This window comes from Sulfurovum sp. bin170, assembly GCF_010892395.1.
Lineage (GTDB): Bacteria > Campylobacterota > Campylobacteria > Campylobacterales > Sulfurovaceae > UBA1140.
This window is the reverse complement of sequence record NZ_JAACKB010000177.1, coordinates 1-5,781: the sequence shown is the minus strand read 5'-3', so window position 1 is coordinate 5,781 and position 5,781 is coordinate 1. Positions and strand designations below refer to the sequence as shown.

Here is a 5,781-nt window from a genome sequence, read left to right as displayed (position 1 = left end):
ATTAAGCTAAATAGTTCGGGTGTAAACACGCCGATTCCGAAAATGCAGATTGCATATAAGGAAACGATGGCTTCAGCCTCGCTAATTCATTGGCATTAGACTTTAGTCCCGAACAAGACGAGGCTGAAGCCATCGGTTCCTAGTTTTTTAAGATGTCTAGTAACCTTAAAATAAAATCAAGCCTCAAAAGAGTATAATCCAACTATGAAAAACCAACCACTATATCAAGCAACTATAGAAAAAACTATCAACTGCCCACAGTGTGGTGATAGTCTCCCTCTACATTTCAAATGGACAAAGCTAGTACAGTGTCCGTCATGTAAATCTTCTATATTTTTAGAAGATGATAGTCTGAAACTTATTGGAAAAGCATCTGCTCTTAGCCCTGAACCATCTCTGCTAAAACTAGGAGAGCCTATCTCTATAGATAACAAAACCTATCTGCCACTAGGAAAGATTCGCTATAGCTATGGGCGTGGATTTTGGGAGGAGTGGTTCTTGACAGGTGAAGCGAATCGTGAGTTTTGGTTGAGTGTGGATGAGGGGGATTTTGTCTTGGAGTCCAAAGCAAAGATAGTCATGCCATTTAAAAATATAGATAGATTATCTATTGGTAAAAAGTATGGTAAATTTGTAGTTACAGAGATAGGAAAAGGTGAGTGTGTCGGTTTTGAGGGTGAACTTCCTGAAAATATAGCTATTGGAAAAACACATCAATATGCTCATCTATCAGAGGGTGGAACATCACTTATAACTGCTGAATCTTCACCAAATGGGATGAAAATCTTTAGAGGTAATTGGATAGACCCATTTAGCATCAAAAAGGTCTATGGGTGAGTCAAGTCTATAGCATCAAATGCCCCAACTGTGCTGGACCACTCGAACTTTTGGGTGGTGGTCGTATTCAGACCGTTACATGCACCTATTGCAAAAGCGTTATTGACCTTAATAGAAAATTTAAGGTTCTCTCTAACTTTAAAGATACAGTAGTTCCCACTGTCCCTTTTGAGATAGGGATGAGTGGCAAGATAGACGGTGTGGAGTGGACAATTATCGGCTGGATTGTCTATCGTAGCAAAGATGATGCTAGTGAAAAGTGGAGTGAATTTCTGCTATTTTCACCACTATATGGTTATGGTTGGTTGGTTTATGAGGCAGGGGCTATTAGTTTCTCAAAGAGAGTACGCGACTTCAATCTGCAAAATTGGGAGAGAGAAGATACAACAATTTTCTATAGAGAGGGTCACTACCTACTAGATGATGAGTCATACTTCTCTCTTATAGATTTTGTCCAAGGGGAGCTAACTTGGGTTGCAAAGAGAGATGATAAGATTAGATGTTGGGACTACAAGGGGGCTAGTAGACAGGTAGTAAATATAGAACAGAGTAAAGGTGAAACTGAAGTCTACTACACTAAAAGATTGAAAGAGCTAGAGGTTTATGAGAGTTTTGGAGTAGAGAGTGAAAAACAGATTATCCCAAAGAGAAGTTTTGCCGAGGGGATAGATGATGAGATGGAAGATGGAGGAAAAGGCTATCTTTATGGAATAATTTTCATAGCTCTTATACTTTTGGGACTCATAATCTCCTCTGTAACTAGCGATAGAGTTCTACATAAACATATTAGCAACGATTCGGAATATCCATTCAAAGTAAATACTACAGCTTTTCTAAATCAGATAACAATCTCTGCTCCGTCTAGTTCGATACTAGATAGTTATAGACTTGAAATCTATAAAGATAAAAAAGAGATATTTCATATTGATAAAAAAGATGTTCATTTTTCAAAACAGATTCTGGGTAAAACTTGGAGCCATACAGCTATCGGTGCAAATATCTACTTGAACTTGGAGAGTGGAGGATATATTTTAAAGGTGAAAAAACTTGATAAAATGGCAACTAAGTCTATAGAGGTCACCATCGAAGAGAGGATTGTGCGAACCTCCTACACTTTTCCTCTATTTATTGCCACGATAATATTTCTGATATATATTATGTTTAGAAAAATAAAACTAAGATACCTTATCCCCTTTGGACTAATGGCAGGTGGAGTAATCTTTTCCATCTCAGAATTCGTCTCAATTGGATTTTTTCTACTAGTATTTATTTTAATATTTATGCGAGGAGACTAGATGATTAGAACGATATTTATTCTATTTAGCACTTTGACAATGGCTAGTATCTTTCTAACCTATCAAGGCACAGGATTAGCAGGGGTGGAGTCTATAGAGAAACCAAAACCCACTGTTCGCTCCTCCTCCTCATCAAATTATGGTGGTAGTAGCAGTTACAGTGGTGGGTATAGTTCTGGGAAATAGAGTTACACTTTTTTAGGAAACTCAGACTTTAGTATAGTTCGGGTGTAAACACGCCGATTCCGAAAATGCAGATTGCATATAAGGAAATGATGGCTTCAGCCTCGCTAATTCATTGGCATTGAGCTAAAGCCTTCGATTCCAAAACAAATAAATAATTAGGAGAAAAAATGACAGAGATAACAAGCACATTGATTTACACAGGTATAGGATTGGGGGTATTTATAGTTACCCTTATTGTTATGGAGGTTGCTACCAAGTTTTCAATTAGCAAAAAGATAGCTCACGAGGGAAATATCGCTTTGGCTATTGTGATAGCTTCGATTATCGCTTCACTTGGGATGATAATATCTTCGGCTATTCGGTAGATGTCAAAAGCCGTCAACACTAAAACCAAAGAGACAGCCCTCCTCTTTGGAACTTTCCTTATAGCTATCTGTGGACTAATATACGAACTACTAAACGGTACGCTCTCTTCTTATCTTTTAGGCGACTCCATATATCACTTCTCACTGGTCATTGGGCTTTTTATGTCTTCCATGGGAATTGGGGCTTGGTTGTCTCGGTTTATAGAAGAGGAGCTAGAGAGGGCGTTTGTGCGTCTGCAATTGATTATCTCTTTGCTAGGTGGTTTTTCTGCTTTTATCCTTTTTTATGCTTTTGCGTATATAAATAACTATGATGCTTTTTTGTATCTTATTACCATCTCACTTGGTACAATGTTGGGGATAGAGATACCTCTGATTATCCGTATTCTCAAAGAGAGCTTTTCACTCAAAACCAATATCTCCAATGTCTTTACGGTTGATTATATTGGAGCGTTGTTTGCTTCATTAATCTTCCCTCTAGTTCTAGTTCCAAAGCTTGGACTCATGCAGACCTCTTTTCTCTTTGGGATGATAAATCTCTTTGTAGGAGCGATGGCATGGTACATTTTTCGTGAGATTTTAGGTCGTAGATATATCCTCTATCTTTTTGCTGTTTTAGCAATTTTAGTGATAGGTTTTTGGCAATCGACCAATCTAACAAATATGATAGAGAACAAGTTATATCGAAATAAAATCATCTACAAAGAGCAGACACCTTATCAAAAGATAGTGGTCACAGCTCACAATGAACGAATACAGTTCTATATCAATGGAGCGATACAGTTTGACAGCATTGATGAGTATCGTTATCATGAGTCACTAGTTCATCCTGTAATGATAACAGCCAAAGCTCATGAGAATGTGTTGATTATTGGTGGTGGTGATGGTATGGCTCTTCGTGAGGTTCTAAAATATGAAGAGGTTGAGAAGATTACACTGGTAGATTTAGACCCTGCTATCACGACTCTATTCAGAGAGAATCAAACGCTAAGTCAACTCAATGACCATGCTTATGAGAGTCCAAAAGTAACGGTGGTCAATCAAGATGCATGGAAATATATAGAGAAGAGTAAAACGCTCTATGATGTTATCATTATCGACCTACCAGACCCAAATAGCATTTCGCTTAGTAGATTATATAGCAAGACTTTTTATCATCTACTCAAAAAACAGCTCTCCAAAGGGGGTGCAATGGTGACACAAGCCTCCTCACCGATGTATACGCACAAGGCATTTTGGTCTATCAATGAGACTATCAAGAGTACCGATTTATATACTCTGCCATATCACACCTATATTCCTAGCTTTGGAGAGTGGGGGTTTGTATTGGCTTCGCGTTTTCCTATCAAACTTGATGGTAGAGAGTTGACAAAAGATTTAAAATATTTAGATGAGACTACGCTAAATAAGTTAACTACCTTTGCTCCTGATATTGCCAAAGTCGAGGTAGAGGAGAACAGACTAAGTACGCACAGACTTATAGAGTACTATAATGAGGGGTGGAAGAGGTGGTATCACTAATATGCAAACTCCATATTTTCAGATAGATATAAAAAGATTAGAGAGGAACTTAGAGAGACTCTCATGGTTAGAAAAAGAGAGTGGTGTAAAGATACTACATACTCTCAAAAGTTTCAATCATCCAAAAATCATCCCATTGATAGCTTCAAAACTCTCTGGATTTTCGGTTAGCTCCTTGATAGAAGTAAATATGGCGATAGAAGCCAATGCTCAAAATATTCATCTCTATGCTCCTGCATTCAAAGAAGATAATCTGAAAGAGTTGATTTCTAAAGTATCTACATTATCATTGAACTCTCTGTCTCAATGGGAACGATTCGGAAACGGAGACTTCAGTCCCGAACAACGGAGGCAGAGCCTTCCGATTCCAAGCAACACCTCTATTGGAGTGCGAATAAACCCAAAACTCCATCTTCCTATTCCAAGTTATTGTAATCCAAATTTATCATATAGCCGTTTAGGAGTTGACTATCAAAAGTTTTTAGAGACTTTTAATTTAGATGAGTTCAAAAACTTAGAAGGGTTACATTTCCATGCTCTGTTTCAATCAAGTGTTGAGGGGGCTTCTATCCTTTTAGACCATATTATGGCTCATTATCAAAACATATTACCTCAACTTAGATGGGTAAATTTCGGAGGAGGACACAACTTTACTGATAAAGATTATGATACAAAAAGATTTATAGAACTTAGCAAAAATTTCAAACTAAACTATCCACATATTCAACTCTATTTTGAACCGGGGGAATCGGTGCTGAGAGATACAGGAGAGTTTGTCGCAACGGTATTGGATATTATTGACAGTATTGTGATACTTGATACCTCTATCGAGACACATCTGCTAGATGTTGCGATAGTAAATCAGAGACTAAAAGTAAAAGGCACACAGATTAGCTCTACACCTTATTACTATGAACTCACTGGGAACTCATGTCTGCAAGGGGATATTATTGGTGAGTATTTTTTTCAAAAACCTTTAACCATAGGTGATAGAGTAGTTTTTGAGGATATGATGAGCTACACTATGGTGAAGATGACACGATTTAATGGGATGGAGTTTGCTCCACTCATTATTTATAATTTTTCATCGCCTGTTGAGCCTCTCTAAGTTGGGTTCGTCGCTTTAAAGTCTCTCGTTTATCATGAAGCTGTTTACCTTTGGCAATAGCTATGCTTACTTTAACAAAATTTCGTTCATTAAAATAGAGCATCAGAGGGACAATCGTATTGCCATCTTTAGAAACTTTTAGAAAAAGTTTGTTTATCTCTTTCTTATGCAGTAGAAGTTTTCGAGGGCTTCTTGTGTCTCGTGAGTAGTTTCGATTGGTAGTCTCTAGGTGGGCTACATGTGCGTTCATCAAGTGTAGCTCACCTTTTATAAAACGGCAGAAAGCATCAGCTAGATTGGCTCTCTTAGCTCGGAGGGCTTTCACCTCTGCACCTTGCAGAACTATTCCAGCTTCAAACTTCTCTAGTATCTCGTAGTCGTGGTAGGCTTTTTTATTTTTGGCTATAATGTTTATTGACATAATAATATTCTCTTTTTATTATAATTATATCCAAAATTATTTGATTCT

Annotated in this window: 7 protein-coding genes; 6 read left to right on the top strand and 1 reads right to left on the bottom strand. The window is 37.6% G+C overall.

Going from position 1 to position 5,781, the window contains the following annotated elements:
• The first annotated feature begins 204 nt into the window (after positions 1–204).
• From GSY74_RS04155 to GSY74_RS04130, 6 genes are all read left to right on the top strand, one after another.
• Positions 205–837: a DUF4178 domain-containing protein gene (locus GSY74_RS04155; protein ID WP_164663846.1), complete on the top strand. Its 633-nt coding sequence runs from the start codon at positions 205–207 to the stop codon at positions 835–837.
• Positions 834–2,132 carry a DUF4178 domain-containing protein gene (locus GSY74_RS04150; protein ID WP_164663845.1) on the top strand — a complete coding sequence of 433 codons (1,299 nt, stop codon included), beginning with the start codon at positions 834–836 and terminating at the stop codon, positions 2,130–2,132. Before GSY74_RS04155 ends, GSY74_RS04150 begins: the two co-directional genes overlap by 4 nt.
• Positions 2,133–2,318 (top strand): hypothetical protein, encoded by a 186-nt coding sequence (locus tag GSY74_RS04145; RefSeq protein ID WP_164663844.1) that lies wholly within the window; start codon positions 2,133–2,135, stop codon positions 2,316–2,318.
• A gap of 167 nt (positions 2,319–2,485) precedes the next feature.
• Positions 2,486–2,683 (top strand): DUF350 domain-containing protein, encoded by a 198-nt coding sequence (locus GSY74_RS04140; protein ID WP_164663843.1) that lies wholly within the window; start codon positions 2,486–2,488, stop codon positions 2,681–2,683.
• On the top strand, positions 2,684–4,204 hold the full coding sequence (locus GSY74_RS04135; protein WP_164663842.1) for a polyamine aminopropyltransferase: 1,521 nt from the start codon (positions 2,684–2,686) through the stop codon (positions 4,202–4,204).
• Entirely contained in the window at positions 4,176–5,312 is a 1,137-nt protein-coding gene (locus GSY74_RS04130) for a carboxynorspermidine decarboxylase (RefSeq protein ID WP_164663841.1), read from the top strand. The genes GSY74_RS04135 and GSY74_RS04130 overlap by 29 nt, the downstream gene beginning before the upstream one ends.
• On the opposite strand, the gene smpB is transcribed toward GSY74_RS04130, so the two are convergent.
• Positions 5,275–5,733 carry an SsrA-binding protein SmpB gene (gene smpB / locus GSY74_RS04125; RefSeq protein WP_164663840.1) on the bottom strand — a complete coding sequence of 153 codons (459 nt, stop codon included), beginning with the start codon at positions 5,731–5,733 and terminating at the stop codon, positions 5,275–5,277. The two genes, GSY74_RS04130 and smpB, sit on opposite strands and share 38 nt — an antisense overlap.
• Between the last annotated feature and the right edge of the window lie 48 nt (positions 5,734–5,781).

Coding starts and splice junctions, on each gene's coding strand:
- smpB (WP_164663840.1), bottom strand. CDS start 5,733: ATGTCAATAAACATTATAGCCAAAAATAAAAAAGCCTACCACGACTAC.
- GSY74_RS04155 (WP_164663846.1), top strand. CDS start 205: ATGAAAAACCAACCACTATATCAAGCAACTATAGAAAAAACTATCAAC.
- GSY74_RS04140 (WP_164663843.1), top strand. CDS start 2,486: ATGACAGAGATAACAAGCACATTGATTTACACAGGTATAGGATTGGGG.
- GSY74_RS04135 (WP_164663842.1), top strand. CDS start 2,684: ATGTCAAAAGCCGTCAACACTAAAACCAAAGAGACAGCCCTCCTCTTT.
- GSY74_RS04145 (WP_164663844.1), top strand. CDS start 2,133: ATGATTAGAACGATATTTATTCTATTTAGCACTTTGACAATGGCTAGT.
- GSY74_RS04130 (WP_164663841.1), top strand. CDS start 4,176: ATGAGGGGTGGAAGAGGTGGTATCACTAATATGCAAACTCCATATTTT.